The organism is Kitasatospora papulosa, assembly GCF_000717245.1.
GTDB lineage: Bacteria > Actinomycetota > Actinomycetes > Streptomycetales > Streptomycetaceae > Streptomyces > Streptomyces papulosus.
This window is the reverse complement of the sequence record NZ_JNYQ01000012.1, coordinates 234,722-253,543: the sequence shown is the minus strand read 5'-3', so window position 1 is coordinate 253,543 and position 18,822 is coordinate 234,722. Positions and strand designations below refer to the sequence as shown.

Sequence of the window (18,822 nt, the reverse complement as noted above, 5' to 3'; positions counted from 1 at the left end):
TGGTGGGACGGCAGGGGACGGCGGTCACTCCGGTCGGGGGCCCGGAGCGGGTCGGCGTCGCCAGGGGTGCAGGAGGGCGGCGAGAATCTCGCCGGTGCCGGGGAAGGCCGCGGGGTCGCGTAGGCCGACGGCGGCGGGCTCGCGACCGGGGCGCCAGGTGAAGGTGCCGAGGAGGTGGTCCCAGCACGACAGGTCGGAGCCGTAGTGGCCGGCTTCGGCCAGGTCGGTGCTGTGGTGGAGCCGGTGCTGCTCGGGGCTGGCCAGCACATGGTTGAGCGGTCCGATGCGGACGTCGATGTTCGCGTGGACGAAGTAGCCCTGGGCGGCGACGAAGAGTCCGACGACCAGCACGGCCGGGCGGGAGAATCCGACGATCGCCAGGGCGAGTTGGACAAGGCCCTGCGCCAGGACGATGTCCAGTACGTGGTTGACGCCGTTGTTGGCCACGTTGACCTTCTCCGGCACGTGGTGGATCCCGTGCAGCCGCCAGAGCAAGGGGTTGCGGTGGCCCAGCCGGTGCACCAGGTAGCTGGCGAGCGATCCGGTGAGGAGCGCGCCCGGGATCTCGATCCCCAGATGACAGGTCGGATCCGCCGGCGAGATCAGGCCGACGGCCAGCGCGACGAGCCATTGCGCCAGCCCGCTCCCGGCCATGGTGAGCAGGAAGTAGATGCCGTAGTGGCGCCACTCCTTCTTTTCGGGGTGCCAGTTCCGGTCGTAAGGAATCAGCCGTTCCAGGAGGACGAGATAGCCGATGACCCCGAGCAGGAAAAGAGGGCTGACCCTCGCCGGGTCCCACTGATGTCGCACAGCGAACACCCCGACGAGAACGACCGAGAGGAGCAGAGCAGGGTATACGGACACACGAAGAATCCGGGCCGCTGAATTATCGGCCACCCCCTTCCAGGAAACCGAATATCCGACCGAACTGTCTTTGCCATCGGTGGCGTGTTCGCACTCGTCCATCCGTGACCCCCACAGGAGACGGTAGCCGGGAGAAGGATCAATGCACCGCATCAGAGCAGGTCAGGGCCAGTTCTGAGCACCGTGGAGCACGGAGTGCGACCCTGACCTGCGTCGACGGATTCCGGACACACGACCCAGATTAAATTTGGCCGTGGCGTGAACTGGCGCCCCTGACCTGCCAGCCCAGATGATGTATCTCCCGATCTCACGGCTTTAATCACGCCCGACCCACAGAAACCGCCCGGCTTTATTGACGCCGGAAGGAAATGCGAAAGCAGCCACACTCCCGAGGTCAGTTCATCTGTGCGAGCAATTAATTCGTAGGATCATCGCGACGTCTGAGGACGGCGCATTCCGATGCTCCTTTCCCGTTCCACACGCCTCGGCGCGCGCGCAGGGGGAGGGCGGTGCGCCCGCGCGAAGACCGCAGGGCTCCCTCGCGCCTACGCAGGGGCCCGTCGGACGATGTTCCCTCCCCGAGCCCGCCCTCCCCGGCGTCGGCGATCCGTTGCCGCTCGCTCGCGCTACGGCTTCTCCGCCAGCGTTCGGGCGCACGGGTGGCGCGTGCCCCACGGTGCAGGCGGCTGCGACACTGAGGGCTCCGTATGAACAGGGTCCGTCGACCGACCGGTCCTCGTGCTCCCGGCGAGACTGCCGTGGTGCGCGGCGCCGGTGCCCGTCTCCTCCACCGAAACCGCTTGTGAGGCGCAGTGTCCAGTCCGATGTCCGACAGGCCCGTTCCCTCCTGTGTCGATGCGACGAAGCCCAGCATCGCCAGGGTGTACGACGCGTTCCTCGGCGGTGCCGACAACTACGAGGTGGACCGTGAGGTCGTCAGCTCAGTGCTCAGGACCGCCCCGGAGGCCGCGGATCTGGCGGTGGAGAACCGTCGCTTCCTGATCCGCGCCTGCCGGTACCTGGCCGAGCACGCGGGGATCACCCAGTTCCTCGACTGCGGATCCGGCCTCCCGACCGCGGAGAACACCCACACCGTGGTGCAAGGCGTCAACCCGGACTCGCGGGTCGTCTACGTGGACAATGACCCGCTGGTGCTGGCCCACAGCCGGGCGTTGCTGGACCGGGACGAGAGCACTGTCATCGTCTCCGAGAACATCTTCGAACCCGAGACCTTGCTGCGGAACGATGTCGTCCGGTCGCGGCTGGACTGGAACGCGCCGATCGCGCTGCTGCACATGGGCACCCTGCACCACTGCAACGACGAGCACGCGCGCCCTCGGCAGGACATCATGCGCTCCTACATCGACGCGCTGCCTCCGGGTTCCTACGTGGCGATCAGCCACTTCCTGGACCCGGAGGACGAATACAGCACAACGGCCCGAAAGATGGAGGAGGTCTTCCTGCACAGCATGATGGGCAGTGGCACCTTCTCCACCGCGGCGGAGATCAGGAAGTTGTTCAACGGCCTGGAACTCATCGCGCCAGGCCTGGTCCGATGCGTCGACTGGCTGCCGGAGGGACCCGGACCGGAGCGGCTCAACGCAGCCCAGCGATGCATCGCTGGTGCGGTCGCCCTCAAGCGCTAGGCAAGGGGCGGCAGGGATCAGTGCGAGTGTGACAGGCACAAGGGGATGGCATGAGCAGGAGGCGGGCCCCGAAGGGGCAGGGCGAGGGTGCACGGCGGCTCTGGCTGCTGCCCGACCCGGGTGAGGACGAGCCGTTCATCGACGTCGGCAAGGACGGGCGCGGGACGCTGCATGTGTCGGTCGCCCGGGAGGGAAGGCACGACGATTTCCGTTTTGTGGTGACCGCACACCACATAGCCGTCGCGGAGCGCAGTGCCCTTCGGCGGTGGGCCGTCTTCGCCGTGCTCTTCGGTGAACTCGCCGTCTTTCACGCCGACGCCGCCCCCGCGCGACCACCGGCGACATGCCAACAGGTGATCGACACGATCCTCGGTGGCACCGACTCCGAGGTCGAGCACTACCTGACCAGGATGAACAAGCGTTTCCTGGGCGGCCTTCGGGATTCACTCGCCTTGCTGTCCAAGACCGAACTGACCCGTTCCTCGGATCGCGAGGCGTTCGAGAAGCGGCTGTGGTTCGGCGTCGAGCCGTTGATCATGAGTAAGGCGGAACGCGCCCGGCGTGCGCAGGAGACCCACCGTGCGGCAGCAGACCGGGAGATCGCCGTGCGGAAGATCTTCGAGCCGTACAACGACGCTCTCCTGATGGCCGAGCGCGACGGCGTCGTCCAACATGTCGTCGAACTGTTCGGATCGAACCCGGTGATCAGCGAGTTCCAGGTGGGCGCGCCCGCGCACCACGACCGGTACCTGACGTTCGGATCCGGCGGCGAGATCATGGTCCGGGACGGGGCCGTGAAGGCGATCTTCTTCCACGTCCAGCCCACCGAGGCGGCGCAGCACGGCTTCACAGGGCTGAACACCCTGATCCCCGGTTTGCGACAGGACGCTTCGAGAAGCCAGGTCGAGGACGCACTGGGCAAGCCGGTCGTCGGACGGACGGGCCCGAGCACGACCCACTCCGTCGGGGGCGGGTTCGTGAAGGTCTTCTACGACACGTGGGCGAAGAAGGACGCACCGAACCATCTGAAGCTCATCCAGCTGACGGCGGAGGACACGTACGCCAGGACCGATCCCTCCGACGAGCGGTGTCCCTGCTGCGCGGGCATGCTGGTCAGAAGAGCCTCGGCGTCCGGGGGCGTCGATGTGGGCTCGACGATCACAGCGTTGCGCCACGGCGTCGCCGCCGGCCGCCTCCGCCAGGCGCACAGATGGGTGGCGCTGCAGGACATGCTCACCCTGCACGACTCCGGACTGATGGAGCACGTCGCCGCCCACCTGGAATGCACGATCTGCCGCCGGCACATGGCCTTCGCTCTGCACCGCGACGCAGACCCGACATTCGGGTACGCCTCGCTCAACGACATCCGTCGCCGGACCCCGGAGCCGGTCCCGCCCGTGGAGCAATGGGGAGACGCGGACCGGATCGCACAGGAAGCACAGCGCCCTGAACAAGTCGCAACCGACGGCAGCTCCTGGATCCTGTTCGCGGTGGGCGAGCAACTCTTCATGAACGCCCGCTGCTGGTACAGCGCCGTCGACGGGTCGAGGCTCATCCGCCTGGAGGCCGCCGAGGTACGGCAGTACGAACGTGACGGCGAGGCCTACCTGTCCCGACTGCAGAAGACGATCAACCGCACCTGGACGAGCGAAGAGGATCCTTGGCGCTCGCGCGACCTGACACGGGGTGGGATGTCGAACGAGGAGGCCATCGAGGCGAGCCTGGCCACCCCGCAGGAGGAACAGGCGTGATCATCCGGGCACCACGGCGCCCGGCACGGCGCTCCCGCTCCTGCCGATTCCGACAGGGTCGGCGACGGCTCTGTCACACGCTACGGCAACAGCTGCTCGGTGCATCCGGGTCAGGGCCAGGACCCCAGCGTGTGGAGTGTCAGGAGACCGCAGAGCGTCAGCTGTACCGCCCCGACGACACGATGCCCGATCCGTAGCAGCACGAGGGCAGTTACGCCGACCGCCAGGGCCAGAGCACCGAAGCCCACCACCGGCGTCCAGTCCAGGGGTGGTACGCCGGTCGCCGTCATCCCCGAGCCGGCATCCATCCGGTCCAGCCCCCGGGCGGCGAGCAGGATGACGACCAACAGCGCGGCCGCCACGTCGGCCACCAGCACGAGTAGCAGGACACACCCTGAGGTGACGGCACTCTCTCTGGCGGAGGACTGCTTGCCGGCACGTTCAGGCATGTCTTGACGATAGCTCGGAATTCATCCCTCCGAACGGCCCGTCGCCGACTCGCAGCACAGAAGCCGGCCGACGACGAGCTGGGCATCGGTGTGACCGCAGCGCAGACGTGCCGCCACCACACCCCTCCCCCGCCGTTCGGCGTTTCGTAGAAAAAAATGACAGGAAGCGAGAATTCGATTATCCCTGAATCACTTCAGGCAATAAAAAATGCCCTTGCGCATCACGCAGGGCATCACAGCGGGTGTCACACCGTCAGAAGATACCGAAGAACTCCGCCGCGAAGTCCAGGAGCCTCACGGCATTGAGGAATGCATAGAGGACCTTGAAGGCCTTCACCGTCCGGCGAACCGCTCGACGTTCGCACCACCGCCGCCGGCCTCCATCCTGCGGCTCCGGTCGAGGGCTTCGAGGTGACGTGTTGTTACTACTGGTGTCCATAGGCATCCTTTGATTACAGAGAGTGTCTGGAAATGGGCATAATGAAGCCGGAGGGGGTCGGGCCTCCGGCAGGGCATGCGCGTGCATTGAATTAGGTCTCATCGTGCTCGACGAGCAGACGCGACTTCTCTTACTTCACTTCTTATCTTACACCCAGTCAGGCTTATTCGTCCAGCAAGGATTTGCTCTCCGGAGCAGGCCGCAGGTGTTCCTCCGGACCTGCAACTCCCCCATCGGAACCTGTCCACTAAACAGACTACCGGGCACCACTGACATCAGATCAGCCGATGGGTGGTACCGGTGCGAGAAGAACACTGCTGGATTCATCACTGACCGCCCTTCAGGTGGTTCGAGAATCCGCGGAACACGGTCGTGGAGTTCCCGCACGAGGGGGCGGGCGTCACTCCCGTTCTCCGGTCCTTGATGCGTCCAGGCAGGCCCGGTGGGTCACGAGCCTGCCGATCGACGAACCCGAACGGCCCCGAGGAGGACCGCGCACCTCTCTCACATCAGGATGCGCTGCGCCCGGGCGTACTGGTGGATCAGTTCGCCGCCGATCTCCGAAGCCAGTGCGGTGGTGATCCCGGACCGGTCCTGGGGTGGTGACATTCCCGTCACCTCGAATCCGACCGGGCACAGGTCTCCCACGCACCGCAGGAACCCGAGAAGCTCCCGCGAGGTGAGCCCGCCCGGCACCCGGATACCGGTACCGGGGGCGAAGGCCGGGTCGGCGACGTCGACCGCCACCGACACGTAGACGGGCCGGCGTGCGATCCGGTGCCGGACGACGTCCGCGGCACCCCGGACACCGAGTCGGCCGAACCGACCGACGTCGAGCATCAGTCCGCCCTGGGCATGGCCGGAGTCACCGGCGCCCCGCAGGCCGATCCGGACCACCGCCGCAGGGTCGACGAGGCATTCGTCGATCGCCTGGTCCAGGAAATCGCCTTGGGGGTGCGCACCTGCGGGATCCGCGGCCAGGTGGAGAAGGGCGACAGGACCGTGGATCTCGGCCACCGCGCGCAGCGCCGCCAGGGTCAGCGACCGGCTACCGCCGAGGAGCAGCACGGCGGCGTTGCCCGCGAGGAGGTGGGACAGACGCTTGTACGGGACCTCGGGGGCCGCACCGGAGATCCACGGCGTCAGATCCAAGTCGCCGCCGTCCACGCAGTCGACAAGATCGAAGGTACCCGGGCCACGGTCCGCACCGGGAACGTGCGCGACGGCCGAAGCGCTGCGGACGGCGCCCGGCCCCAGTCGATTCCCGGGGAACCAGCCCGACTCGTCGTACGGCACACCGAGAACGACGAGGTCACGGGCCGTCGGGTCCAGGTCGAGCGGCAGCCGCATGAAGGTGAGGGTCCGCGCGCAGGAACGCGCTGGCGAGGGGATGCGCTCCACGGTCGGACAGCTCCTCCGGGCTCGGCGATCTGTCGGCAACGGGCGGACCGACCGCCCGGGGGCGGTCGAGGCGGCCTTCGGTCACTGTGCATCGGGGCGCTCTCCCCGCGCTCCCCGAGTCCCCACACACCCGCATACCCGCATACCCCCGCACCCGCGCACCCGCGCACCCGCGCACCCGCAGAGCCGTGACAGCGCGAACGGCAGCACGTCGTGAGGGCGGGAAGACCTCGCAGTGACCTCGCCCCTTCCACACGTTCGAGCCTTGCAACACGCCCCCGGGTCACCGGAATCACCATGATGCCGGAAGGTAATGTCTCCAGCACTCCTAGTAACCGGAACCGTGGGGAGACCATGTCGGACAGGCGCACGACCCTCGTCGAATCGGTGACGGGGCCGAGTGCCGCCGTCACCGGTGCGGTCCCGTCCGCACCGCCGCCCGCGGGCCGTCGGCGCGGACCCTTCTCCGTGGGGGTGCGGTTGCGCTGGCTCGGCGTCAGCGGGTGGGAGATCGTGATCCACCGAGGGCGCCACAGGCGCAGCATCCTGTTCGATCCCTACCTGAGCCGCATGCCCTTCACGGATGCGCAGGGCGTCACGGAGCACGGCATCCCTCTGCGCCTCGACCCCGAGGCGGTCGAGGCGGTCGCGTCACGGCATCTCACCGGTGCCCCGGAACTGATCCTGGTGAGCCACGGGCACTTCGACCATGTGGCCGACGTCCCGCAGCTCCTGGCCCGGCCTGAGTGGCAGCAGTCACGCGTCCGGGTGCTGTGTGACACCACGGTGTCCAACCTGCTCGCCGCCATGGGCACCCCGCGGCGGCGTCTCGCGGACGCCGTCGTGGTCGGGGGCGGGGAACACCTGCAGTTCGACGGGTACACGGTCGAGGTGTTCCGCAGCCTGCACAGCCGGCGTCCCGACTACGGCTACTTCGCTCCCGGCCACCGGCTCGTCCCACCACCCCCGCCTTCGGTTCTGGGTGAACTCGTCGAGGGCAACACCCTGGCCTACCAGGTGTCCGTCGAGGGCGGGCCCTCGATCCTGCTCATGGGGGCGAGCAACTTCGCCGAGCGGGAGATCACCGGGATCCGCCCGGACGTGGCGGCGGTCCCGATGACGACGACCACGGCGGTGCACCGCTACCCCGGGCGGCTCCTCTCGGCCGTCGGGAACCCGCGGATGCTGATTCCGTGTCACCACGACGACATGGTCACACCGCTGACGGGCCCGGCGGGCCCGCTGAGGGCCTCCGTCTCCGAGTCGTCCGTACGTGACCTGGAGTCGGCGGCCGGTCCCGGCTCCCGTGTGGTGGCGCCACGTCACCTCGAGGCCATGGACCTGGTCGCAGCACTCACCTGAGGGAGGTGCCGTCCCCCGGCGTGCCGTACAGGTCCAGGTAGGAAGGGAAGACGCCGCCGGGAGTGTCCGTGGTCCGGGCGGCGAGCGCCGCGTGCACCACGGCCCGGGAGACCACGTCGGCACCCGCCGCGAGGATCTCGTTGGCCGCCGTGACCTCGGTGTGGGCCCCCCAGCCGGTACGGTCCCCGTCCCCGTCCGCGCCGGCCAGAGGCAGCCGGCCGGTCGACAGTGCGAACACGGTGTCGCCGTCGGTCAGCAGGTGCACCGGCCGGATCGTGCGGGCCAGGCCGTCGTGCGCGGTGCCCGCCAGTTTCTGTGCCTGAGGCCGGGTGAGGGCGGCGTCGGTCGCCACGACGACCAGGGTCGTGTTCAGCTGCCGTACCTCGTCGGCCTGCCGCCGTCGGCTCTCCGTACGCGCGGCCGCCAGACGTTCCGCCGCCCGGGTGTGCACGGCGGTTTCCGGGACCGGGGCGTGCAGCCCGCAGGCCCGGAATTCGTCACCCACCTCCGTCCAGGCTCCGTGGAGTGCGCCGGTGGCCGGGTCCACGAGCGAGCCGGAGGCGTTCACGGCGGCGAGGGCCGCGACGGTCGCTCCGGACGGAAGGACGATGCTCGCGGTGCCGAGACCGCCTTTCATGCCACCGGCCACCGCGCCCGTGCCGGCCCCCACGCATCCCTGGGGGACGGCCGCGCCCTCATCACCGGCGGCCGCCCTGTCGACGGCCTCCCGTCCCAGCTCCGCCCCCGGCCTGGCCGTCCAGACACCTCCCCGCCCCAGGTCGAAAAGGGCTGCGGCGGGCACGACCGGCACCACCTGGGCCGGGCCGGCACCCACGCGGAAACCCCGGCCCCGCTCCTCCAGCCAGGCGGCCACGCCGGACGCCGCGTCGAGGCCGAAGGCGCTGCCTCCGGTCAGCACCACGGCGTCGATCCGGGACACCAGGTTGCGCGGGTCCAGGGCGTCGGTCTCCCGGGTTCCCGGCCCGCCGCCGCGCACGTCGACCGCCGCGACCATTCCGTCCTCCGGGGCGAGGACCGCGGTGACACCGGTCAGCCAGCCGTCCCCGGTGCGCGTGGCGTGCCCGACCCGGATCCCGGCCACGTCCGTCAACGCGTTGCGCGGTCCGACGCGCGGTGCCGGTCCGGGTGTCCGCATCCCGCTCATCCGCTGTCCCCAGTTCTCTCGCCTGCCTCGACGGCGCCGGTTCGCGCCGCCGTCCCGTGCACATGATCCTCCGGTCGGGCCGGACGGGGATGCCGGTTCCCGCAGAACCTCCCCGGCCGGGCCCGGTGTTCCCTACGCTTGTCGTCCGTGACTGACGACGGGACCAACGCACCGGACGACGGCCTGCCGCCCTGGCTGACCGGCATGGTCCGAAGAACGGAGGGCGAGGTCCCGCCGGAGCTGGCACGGTACGCGGGCCCCGCACCCGCAGGTGCGCTGGGCTCCGCCGTCCTGGTGCTCTTCGGCACCGGCGCCCGGGGCCCGGACCTGCTCTTCCTGCGACGTTCCGGATCTCTGAGGAACTACCCGGACCAGGTGTGCTTCCCCGGTGGCTCCTCCGCTCCCGCTGACGCCGACCACATACGCACCGCGCTGCGCGAGACGTGGGAGGAGACGGGACTGGACCCGTCGGAGGTCCGGATCGCCGGCACGGTGTTCCCGCTGCACCTCGCCCACAGCGGTTTCTCCGTCGTTCCCGTGCTCGGCTGGTGGGGGTCGGGCTCGGAGATAGCCGGGGACGGCGAGGAGATCGTGTCCGTCCACCGTGTTCCCCTCACGGAGCTCTCCGATCCCGCGGCGCGGCTGTTGGTGCGGCTTCCGGACGGGCATCTCAGCCCCGCGTTCCTGGTCAGGAACGTGTTCGTGTGGGGTCTCACCGCCGCCCTCACCGCCTGGCTGCTTCGGCTCGGCGGCTGGGAACGGCCCTGGGACACCGACCGGATCGAGGACCTGCCCGACGTCCGGCGCCGCTACGGAGGCGGCCCGCCCCCCTGAGCCGGGCCGGTGGCGGTCACATCGCCGGAGGCGGGGCCGGCCCGTCGGAGTGCCCGTTCCCGCTGACCCGCGCGAAAGCCGTCGACCGGCCCCGAGGACGAGCGCAGCAGGGCGAGGTACTCGGACGTCTCCGTCGCCACGGCCTCCTCGACGGTCCGGCCGAGACCCCCCATCACCGCAGCCTTCAGGTGCCGGAGGCTGTCGCCCGGGATGTCGGCGAGGGTGCGGGCGAAGACGGTGGTCTCCTCACGGAGCCTGTCCCGCGGCACCGCGCGCAGCGCCAGTTTCTTCTCGACGGCCTCGGCGGCCGACATCCACCGGCCGGTCATCAGCAGTTCCATCGCGGGCTGCAGACCCATCTTCCTGACGGTGCGATGGGTGGCCCCGGCTCCCGGCATGTGACCGTACGGGGTGTGTACGTCGCCGATCCGGGCCTCTTCGGCGATCAGTACGAAGTCGCAGGCCACCACCATCTCGAAGCCGCTGGCGCGCGCCTTGGCCTGAACCATGGCGATCGTCGGGACCGGCATGCGCTCCAGGGCGAAGACGACCCCGTTCAGCCGTTCCAGGTAGGCGGCGAACAGATCGGAATCGGGCTCCTCGCCGTCCAGGACCTCGGTGAGGAAACCGAGGTCGCTGCCTATGCAGAAGGCCCTGTCGCCGGCACCGGTGAGCACGAGCACACGACTCGAACCGTCGTCGGCGACGCGGGCGAAGGCGTCCAGCAGTTCGTGGTGCATCTGCTCGGTGGTGGCGTTGAGCCGCTCGGGCCGGTTGAGGGTGACCCAGGCGATCCCGTCGGCGCGGCGCAGCAGAATCGTCTCGTACGCCGGTTCTGGCCCCTCGGCCGTCACCGGGCGAGGTCCGCCGCGAGCGGGACCCCGGTCATCGCTTCACCGCGCGCGGACACGTCCGCCCGGACGAAGACGAGGGCGTAGGCGCGACGTGGTCCGTCGGTGAGGTTCGGCCCGGAGCCGTGCAGGGTGTTGGCGTGGTGGACCAGCGCGCTGCCCGCGGGCACCGGGTACTCCACGGGTTCCCGCTCGCTGCGCGCCTCCACCAGGACCGCGCCCTCCTCCGGGCGGGTGTGTTCCACCCGGCCCCACCGGTGGCTGCCGAGTACGTACTGGACGCAGCCGTTCTCCGGTGTGGCGTCGTCCAGCGCCATCCACACCGTGACCGCCTCGGGCGGGCTGAGGTGCCAGTAGCGGTTGTCCTGGTGCAGGACGAGACGGCTGCGTTCGCCCTTGCCGGCCGGCTTGTAGAAGGAGTGGTCGCGGAACAGGCGCACCGGTCCGCCGAGCAGTGCCTCCACCCGCCGGTACAAATCGGTCCTGCGGACCTGGGCCTCGCACGCCTCGTCGGACCGCCACAGGTTCACCTTCTGCAGCAGAGCAAGGTCGAGCGGTCTGCCCCTGCGCTCCGACAGGTCGCGTACCCCTTCCGCGGGCCGGCCGTCGTCGAAGAAGGCCCGCTCCACGCTCACCCGGAGGTCCGCCACCTGTCCGGGCGTCAGCACGTGGTCCCAGCGGACCACTCCGTCGCGCCGGAAGACCTCGCGCTCGTCCGCCGCCGGGTCCGTCGTGGTCGCCGGCTCCACCGCGCCGGAGGACGAAGGGGAAGCAGTCATGACACTCCTCGGGCAGATGAGGGCCGGGCAGTCACGGGGTACCGGGTGGACCGGCCTGGCCGGCCCGGAGGGCTTCCGCGGGACATCGCACGATGCTGCCACAGGCCCGGTCACCGGCCCATAGGCCGAGACGTCATCGCGGTGATGCGCCCACGGCATGGCTCCCTCCGGCCGGGGCCACTCATGCCGTCGGCGGGTTCCGGTGACCCGCGATTGGCATTGGACGCGGCTCCGAGGTGCGTTGTCCCCTGTACTGCGGCTTGCAAAGCCCCATGTGACCCCCCGTCCATGCGAGCCGTTCCGGGAACCGCTCCCGCCTCCTCGCAGGCGGCAGGCACGGCATCACCATGTTCGCCACCCACGGAGCCGGGTGCACAGGCTGTGCGGGCAGTCGGTCGGTGCCCCCGGGACTGTCCACGCGCAGGAGGCCAGACACGCATGCAGGTTCTACTCGTGAACGCTCGCCGGTCGTCGTACTCCGGGGAATCGATCTCCGCACCGCAACTCGGGCTGCTCTCCCTGGCCGCGACACTCCGGGAAGGCACCTTCCACGACACCAAGGGCACCGACGTCCGGTTCATCGACGACCAGTTGTTCGTCCTGCAGAGGCCGTTGGCCACACCCAACGAGTTCCTCCGCGGCCATCACCCGGACATCGTCGGCATCCAGGTCCTCACCTCCAGCCTGAAGAACGGCATCAAACTCGGTGCCGAGAGCCGTCGCCATCATCCGAACGCGCTCGTCGTCTACGGCGGTGTCGGCGCCACCCCGCTGGCACGCAAGCTCGTCGAGGACGGATCCGCGGACGTGGTGGTCAAGGGTGAGGGTGAGGTCACCTTCTCCCATCTGGTCCACGAGTACGGCAACAACGGCCGCAAGAACCTGCGCAAGGTCCGCGGCATCGTGTTCCGCGACGACGACGGCACGGTGGTCGAGACACCGGCCGCGCCGCAGGTGATGCGTCTCGACAAGCTGCCCAAGCCGGCCAGGGACCTGGCGGACATGCAGCTCTACAACCAGATCTCCCGGGGCAGGTCCGGCAACCTCGTCACCAGCCGCGGCTGTTCGTACGCCTGCGCCTACTGCTACTCCAAGCACCAGTGGGGAGTCGGCCAGCGCCGGCACAGCGCGGACCGGGTGATCGAGGAGATCCGCGAGCTCGTCGAGGTCCATGGGTTCGACCGGATCCGCATCGAGGACGACGACTTCGTCGAGGACGTCCCGCGCATGCAGGAGCTGTGCCGGAGCATCGAGAAGTCCGGTCTGCAGGGCAAGTTCGAGTGGGAGGCCAAGGCCCGTCCGGACCTCATCGACGACGACATGGCGCGTATGCTGCGCGACTCCGGCTGCTTCCGGCTGCTGGTCGGTGTCGAGACCCTCGACTGGTCGCTGCTCAAGCGGCTCGGCCGGCCGGTCAAGGTCGACGTGACCGAACGCGCGCTGAGCTCGCTCAGCAAGGCGGGGATCGGCGTGCAGGCCACCCTGATCCTGGGCATCCCGGGCGAGACCGACGAGGCGATGCGCTCGACCATCACCTGGCTGCAGTCACGGCTCGGTGACAACCGGCACGACATCGTCTCGCCGTGCTTCTTCGTGCCCTTCCACCACGAGGTGGAGAAGGACATGGCCAAGCGGGTCGACTTCACCCTGGAGACCGACGACAGCGACTGCTTCACCGGCCACATCCCGGTGACCTCCAGCGACGCCGCGTCCATCGACGAACTGTGGAAGCTGTACGACGACATGACCCCGACGCGTCGCGACGGCAAGTACAAGCGCATCGCGTACCTGGCCGACCTGAGCACCGTACAGACCCGGCTCGGGCTGCTCGACGGTGGCGCACCGCAGACGAAGGAGCCGGCGGCGCTGGTTCCGGAGGTCCAGTGAGTGCGCCGACGGCGGCCCTGGGCACGGAGGTCCTGGACGTCCCGGCCTACGACGGTGCGCGGGCGGTCATGTCGCACCGTCCTGACGTCGTCCGCGACGGTGAGGGCCGGCCGTTGGCGCGGCTCGGCTCCACCGGACGTCTGACGCAGTTCCGGATGGCCGAGGAGGCCGGGCGAGCCGCCCGTCGTCTGCGCGGCATCGACGACGCGGACTGGTTCGGGCTGCTGCGCCGCGCCGCCGACCGTGTCACCACCAAGCTGGACAACGGGGACCTCGACGTGTGGCTGCGTGCGCTGTCCGCGGTGAGCGGCCTGCCGCGCCGACGTGCCGCCCGCGGTCTGCGCACGGCCGCTCAGGACCTCGCCCGTATGGAGGAGATCCTGGCCGCGCAGGCCCCCGACGGCACGGTCTCGGCCTACCGGACGGGCGGCAGCGGCCTGGGATGGAGCTGGCGTCCTGCCGGCCGGTCGGTGCTGGTGCGTCAGCCGGGCAATTTCCCGACCATCAACATCGAGTGGCTCCAGGCGCTGGCCACGCGTCGTCCGGTGCTGCTGAGCACCGCGGCGGCCGACCCCTTCACACCGGTCGTCCTCACCGAGGAGCTGTACGCGGCGGGGCTGCCCGAGCACGGTGTGTCCGTGGTGCACGGGGACGCGCCCGCGCTGCGCAGGCTGGCCGACCAGGTGCTGTGGCCGGGCGAGGACGTGCCCGCCGACCTGCCGGCCGGGAAGGTGAAGACGTACCACTTCGGCCGCAGTCGGGCGGTGATCGGTGACCGGCTCCCGGACGACGCCTGGCCTCGGCTGGCCCGCGAGGCGTTCGCGGGCTGCGGCAGGCTCTGCGTCAACATGAGCTCCCTCGTCGTGCTGGGCGATCCGAGGGAGGCTGCCGAGGCGCTGGCCCACGAGTTCGCGGCGCGTCCGGTCCTGCCGCTGGACGACCCCCGGGCGGCGGTGCCCGCGTTCCCGGACCGGGCGGCGCGGGATTCGCTCGCCTTGCGGATCGAGAGGGAGGTCGCCGCCGGCGCGGTGGACGTCACCGCGGCCGCGACCGGTGTGCCCCTGCGGGTGGAACTCGACGGCCAGGCGTTCCTGAGGCCCACGGTGCTGCTGGTGGATCCGGGATCGCCGCTGTTCGGCACGGAGCTCCCCTTCCCCTTCACCGCGGTGGCGCACGTGCCCCGGTCGAAGGCGGTGGCGGCGTGCGCCGGGTCCCTGATCGTGTCCGTGGTCGGCGAGGCCGACGGGCTGGTGCGGGCGCTCGCCGAGGAACCGGGCGTCGACAAGGTCTTCGCCGGTGACCAGTTCGACCGCGGTTACCACCCGTGCGACCCGCACGAGGGCCATCTCGCCGACTTCCTGTTCAAGAAGAAGGCCGTCATCCCGGGCGCCCTCGCGTGACCCGCCCGCACGGCAACGAAGGAGAGGGACCCGTCATGCGATGTCCGAGCGAGTCGAGGCTCCGTCCGATCACCGACGAGGACGTACGCCGCCTCGTCCGCCTGCACTTCGATCCGCAGCACGGCACGCCGTACTGGCTGGAGCGGGACAGGCGGCAGGGCACCGACGCTCTCGGGAAGGTGCACGGTCTCGCCGACGCCGTCGCCCTGATCGGGCTGCTCGACGGCTCCGACCAGATGCACTTCGAGGAGGCCGCGCGCCGGACCCCGCTGGAGAACTTCGTGCCGCGCTCGGTGCTCGCCGAGGGCGGCACGCTGTGGGCGGCGCAGACCGGCGGGACCACGGGGCCGGCCAAGCACGGCACCTGGGGCAGCCGCTACTGGGACGACATCCTCGCCTTCTCGGACGAGTTCCTGGACCTGCACGGTGTCCCGCGCGGGAAGAACTGGCTGTTCGTGGGGCCGATGGGCCCGCACACGACGGGCAGGCTGGTGGTCGCCTTCGCGGAGCGCCGCGGCGGGATGTGCTTCTCCATCGACCTCGACCCGCGGATCGTGAAGATCTTCGGCGAGGAGGGCATGACCGCCGCCTACGACCGCTACGTGGATCACATCTGGGCCCAGATCGCGGAAGTGGCCCGGTCCCAGGACATCGGCGTCCTGTTCTGCACCTCCCGGCTGCTGGAGATGCTGCCGGAACGGCTCGGCACCGAGGCGCTGGCCGGGGTGGAGGCGATCGTCCACGCCGGGACCACCCTGGATCCCGAGACGCACCGCCAGCTGCGGGAGGACTTCTTCCCGGGTGTCCCGGTGGTCGGCATGTACGGCACGTCGACCACCGGCATCAGCTGGCAGAAGCCCTTCGAGGCGGAGGACGAGCACCGTGTGGTGTACGTGCCGTGCCAGCCGCACGTCTCCCTGGACGTCGTCGACGGACAGGGCGACGACGTGCCCTTCGGTGAGGAGGGCCGGGTGCGGGTCTGGCGGCTGACGGACGACGCCCTGCTGCCCGGTTTCTGGGAGCGGGACCGGGCGCGGCGGGTCCGTCCCTACGGGGTCGCGGCCGAACGCTATCCATGGCCGTGGGTGGGAGATCCGTACAGCCCCGAGTTCACCGAGGGACGCCGCGTCGAGGGGGTCTACTGACATGGCCGGATTCATACTGTCCAGCGGTCCGGACGGCAGCATAGACGTCGGGCTCCTCGGCGAGGGCCGGGCGATGGACGTCCTGGTGCGGCGCGACGGCACGGACGTCCTCGTGGTCCAGGGCGACCGGCTGACCGGGGAGGACCCGCCTCAGCACGCGTCACTCGCCGACCTGGCCGCCTGGACCGAGCGTGCCCACAGCCGCTACTGCGCCGTCCTGGTCCGCGAGGGCCGGGCCACCCTGTGGAGCGACGTCGGGGCGACCTGCCCGCTGCACTGGGCGCGTGCCGGCAGGACGCTGCTGGTCGGCACGTCGGCCGGTGCCCTGCTCCCGCGCCTCGGCCGCCCGGTGGTCCTGGGTGACGCCGAACGGTCGCTGCTGCCCGGCGGCCGCTTCGCCGGGGTCACGCCCGTCCCCGCCAACAGCGCGGTGACCCTGGTCGTGGACGCCTACGGCGAGGACCCCGTGTCGGTGCACCGAGTCGCGCACCTGCCCGATCTCGCGACGGTGACGGACGCGGACCAGGCGGTGCGCACCGTCCGGACGGTGCTGGGCGCGTCCGTCGCACGGCTGGCCGCGGGTGCGGACGAGATCGCCGTCTCGCTCAGCGGCGGTGTGGACTCCTCCACGGTCGCGGCGCTGGCGGTGCTGGAGGCGGGCTCGTCGGCGGTGCGCACGTACACCGTGGGCACGCCGTACGGCGACGAGTTCGCCCAGGCGGCCTGGCTGGCGGACCGGCTGGGCACCAAGCACGAGGAGGTGCAGTTCGGTCCGGAGCAGCTCGCCGGGATGCTGCCCGGCATGATCCGCGCACTGGAGACCTGGGACTTGCTCACCCTGCAGATCGCCGCGCCCGCGTGCTTCCTGCAGGGCCACATCGCCACCGACCGCTCCCAGGTGCTGCTGTCCGGGTACGGAGCGGACCTGCTGTTCGCGGGACTCGGCGGCACCGGAGGCGAGGACGCCGTCGAGGGCGCCGTCGTCGCGCAGACCAGGGCGACCGGTCGGAGCAACGAGTTCCACCCCGCGTTCGCCGACGCCCGCCACACCGCCGTACGCCATCCGTACTGGACACGCGAGGTGATGGCCGCCGCCCTGGACATCCGCGGCCGGCTCAAGGTCCGGGACGGGGAGGCGAAGTGGGTGCTGCGCAGCGCCGCCGCCGACGTCCTGCCGGCCGAGGTCGCCTGGCGCCCCAAGCGCGGCATCCACGAAGGCACCGCGATGAGCCACATGTTCGCCGCCGCTCTGGGCAGCGACGACCCCTCCGTCCAGGCCGGGCGGCTGTACGAGATCGCCACCGAGGTCTTCCGGAGCGGAGGGCCCGGGACCGGCCCGGGCGAGGCGGGCCAGGACCGACGTCTGGGAGGCATGGGATGAGGGTTCTGCTGATATGGCCCCGCAACGAACGCGCTCTGCTCAGTGACCGGCTGAGCTGTTGCGAACCGTTGCCGCTCGAATACCTCGGCGGCGCACTGCGCGGGCATCACGACGTGACGATCCACGACCTGCGCCTGGACGCGCCGCTGGCGGACTACGCGGCGACGCACGAACCGCCGGACCTGGTGGGCGTGGCCATCCCCTACACCACCAGCGTCCGGGTGTCCCGTGAGGTGAGCCGTGAGGCCCGCCGCCTGTGGCCGGACGTGCCGATCGTGCTCGGCGGACACCACCCGACGGTCTCGGCGGAGTGGCTCGACGGTTTCGCCGCCGACTGGGTGGTGGCGGGCGAGGGCGGCGCGCCGCTGAACCGGCTGGCCGCCGACCTGGAGGCGGGCCGCACCCCGCAGACGGGGGTGGGGCTCGCGCCGTACGACTCCCGCACCGGCCTGGAGCGCGACCGGCGGCCGCGCCCCGCGGCCCTCAACGATCTGCCGATGCCGGACCGTTCGCTGCTCGCGCACCACCGGCAGGACTACTTCCACTCGATCTACCGGCCGGTGTCCCTGATCCGGTTCACCGCGGGTTGTCCGTACACCTGCAAGTTCTGTTCGCTGTGGCGGATGACGGACAGGCGCTATCTGGTCAAGGACATCGACCGGGTCCTCGCCGAGATCGACGACATCGAGGGCCAGAACCTCTACGTGGTGGACGACGAGGCGTTCATCCAGCCGGCGCGCATGCTGGAACTCGCCGACGCCATCGACAAGGCCGGCTTCCGCAAGCGGTTCCACATGTACATCCGCACCGACACCGCGTTGCGCCGGCCCGACGTCATCGCCCGCTGGGCCGAGATCGGCCTGGACTCGGTACTGGTCGGGGCCGAGTCGATGACCGACGACGAACTGTCCGGCTACCGCAAGGGGACCGACGCCGACCAGACCCGGCGGGCCCTCGACCTCTTCCACACCAACCAGGTGAAGGTGCGGGCGAATTTCATCGTCCAGCCCAACTGGGTCGGCGAGGACTTCGCACGGCTGGGCAGGACGATCGAGGAGCTGCAGGTCGACATGCCGAGCTTCTCCGTGCTGACCCCGCTTCCGGGCACGGACCTCTACGACGAGAGCCGGGACCAGCACATCAGCGACGACCCCGAACTCTTCGACTGCTACCACTCGCTGTTCCCGACGAAGCTGCCGCTGGAGGACTTCTACCACCGGCTGGCCGACCTGCTGGCGGGAGCGAGCGCCCGCCCCGCCCCGGGGGTGGCCTCCGGCCAGGATCCGTCCGTCTTCTACTACTCCGACAACAGCGCCTTCGACGAGATGCTCAGCGGCATCCGCCTCGCCGCCGGACCGGGCCGCGACCGGGAGCCGGAGCGTGTCCCGAGCACCGGATGACACCGCTCTCCTCCCCCGACCGACCCCGGCACGCCGGTGCCGTACCGCAGCCGAGCAGATCCGACCCC

Annotated in this window: 15 protein-coding genes; 9 read left to right on the top strand and 6 right to left on the bottom strand. The window is 70.2% G+C overall.

The genetic code is table 11. From position 1 onward, the window contains the following. Window positions 1-24: 24 nt before the first annotated feature. On the bottom strand, window positions 25-966 hold the full coding sequence (locus IA22_RS0126835) for a sterol desaturase family protein (protein ID WP_030125102.1): 942 nt from the start codon (window positions 964-966) through the stop codon (window positions 25-27). 722 nt (window positions 967-1,688) lie between these two features. Here IA22_RS0126835 and IA22_RS0126830 point away from each other — a divergent pair. Together IA22_RS0126830 and IA22_RS0126825 are read left to right on the top strand one after the other, a co-directional pair. Then, window positions 1,689-2,510, top strand: a complete 822-nt coding sequence (locus tag IA22_RS0126830) for an SAM-dependent methyltransferase (protein WP_030125101.1) — start codon at window positions 1,689-1,691, stop codon at window positions 2,508-2,510. A 50-nt stretch (window positions 2,511-2,560) separates the two neighbouring features. Then, window positions 2,561-4,261, top strand: coding sequence for a hypothetical protein (locus IA22_RS0126825; RefSeq protein WP_030125100.1), 1,701 nt, complete (start codon window positions 2,561-2,563; stop codon window positions 4,259-4,261). Window positions 4,262-4,371: 110 nt separating this feature from the next. Here IA22_RS0126825 and IA22_RS0126820 read toward each other — a convergent pair whose 3' ends face one another. After that, window positions 4,372-4,710: a hypothetical protein gene (locus IA22_RS0126820; protein WP_030125099.1), complete on the bottom strand. Its 339-nt coding sequence runs from the start codon at window positions 4,708-4,710 to the stop codon at window positions 4,372-4,374. Between the two features lie 943 nt (window positions 4,711-5,653). After that, entirely contained in the window at window positions 5,654-6,550 is an 897-nt protein-coding gene (locus tag IA22_RS0126810; protein WP_030125098.1) for an arginase family protein, read from the bottom strand. A gap of 354 nt (window positions 6,551-6,904) precedes the next feature. Here IA22_RS0126810 and IA22_RS0126805 point away from each other — a divergent pair, with 354 nt between their 5' ends. Then, complete coding sequence (locus IA22_RS0126805) at window positions 6,905-7,912, top strand: MBL fold metallo-hydrolase (RefSeq protein ID WP_030125097.1); 1,008 nt, start codon at window positions 6,905-6,907, stop codon at window positions 7,910-7,912. Here the strand turns inward: IA22_RS0126805 and IA22_RS0126800 are convergent. Then, window positions 7,905-9,077, bottom strand: coding sequence for a P1 family peptidase (locus IA22_RS0126800; RefSeq protein WP_030125096.1), 1,173 nt, complete (start codon window positions 9,075-9,077; stop codon window positions 7,905-7,907). The genes IA22_RS0126805 and IA22_RS0126800 overlap by 8 nt on opposite strands. Window positions 9,078-9,224: 147 nt before the next feature. Here IA22_RS0126800 and IA22_RS0126795 point away from each other — a divergent pair, with 147 nt between their 5' ends. After that, window positions 9,225-9,911, top strand: coding sequence for an NUDIX hydrolase (locus tag IA22_RS0126795; protein ID WP_030125095.1), 687 nt, complete (start codon window positions 9,225-9,227; stop codon window positions 9,909-9,911). Here the strand turns inward: IA22_RS0126795 and IA22_RS0126790 are convergent. Together IA22_RS0126790 and IA22_RS0126785 are read right to left on the bottom strand one after the other, a co-directional pair. After that, window positions 9,887-10,765 (bottom strand): enoyl-CoA hydratase/isomerase family protein, encoded by an 879-nt coding sequence (locus IA22_RS0126790; protein WP_015580183.1) that lies wholly within the window; start codon window positions 10,763-10,765, stop codon window positions 9,887-9,889. The genes IA22_RS0126795 and IA22_RS0126790 overlap by 25 nt on opposite strands. Further along, window positions 10,762-11,541: a phytanoyl-CoA dioxygenase family protein gene (locus IA22_RS0126785; protein WP_015580182.1), complete on the bottom strand. Its 780-nt coding sequence runs from the start codon at window positions 11,539-11,541 to the stop codon at window positions 10,762-10,764. The genes IA22_RS0126790 and IA22_RS0126785 overlap by 4 nt, the downstream gene beginning before the upstream one ends. Window positions 11,542-11,979: 438 nt before the next feature. Between IA22_RS0126785 and IA22_RS0126780 the strand changes: the two genes are divergently transcribed. Genes IA22_RS0126780 through IA22_RS0126760 form a run of 5 tightly spaced genes read left to right on the top strand, consistent with a single transcriptional unit; the run spans window position 11,980 to window position 18,754 of the window. Beyond that, the gene (locus IA22_RS0126780) at window positions 11,980-13,428 is read left to right on the top strand and encodes a B12-binding domain-containing radical SAM protein (protein WP_014152296.1); all 1,449 of its coding nucleotides are present in this window, start codon (window positions 11,980-11,982) and stop codon (window positions 13,426-13,428) included. After that, entirely contained in the window at window positions 13,425-14,828 is a 1,404-nt protein-coding gene (locus IA22_RS0126775) for an aldehyde dehydrogenase family protein (protein WP_015580180.1), read from the top strand. Before IA22_RS0126780 ends, IA22_RS0126775 begins: the two co-directional genes overlap by 4 nt. A 35-nt stretch (window positions 14,829-14,863) precedes the next feature. Continuing rightward, window positions 14,864-15,973: an AMP-binding protein gene (locus tag IA22_RS0126770; RefSeq protein ID WP_014152298.1), complete on the top strand. Its 1,110-nt coding sequence runs from the start codon at window positions 14,864-14,866 to the stop codon at window positions 15,971-15,973. 1 nt (window position 15,974) lies between these two features. Beyond that, window positions 15,975-17,354 carry an asparagine synthase C-terminal domain-containing protein gene (locus tag IA22_RS0126765; protein ID WP_030125094.1) on the top strand — a complete coding sequence of 460 codons (1,380 nt, stop codon included), beginning with the start codon at window positions 15,975-15,977 and terminating at the stop codon, window positions 17,352-17,354. Beyond that, complete coding sequence (locus IA22_RS0126760) at window positions 17,351-18,754, top strand: B12-binding domain-containing radical SAM protein (RefSeq protein ID WP_014152300.1); 1,404 nt, start codon at window positions 17,351-17,353, stop codon at window positions 18,752-18,754. The genes IA22_RS0126765 and IA22_RS0126760 overlap by 4 nt, the downstream gene beginning before the upstream one ends. Window positions 18,755-18,822 lie beyond the last annotated feature (68 nt).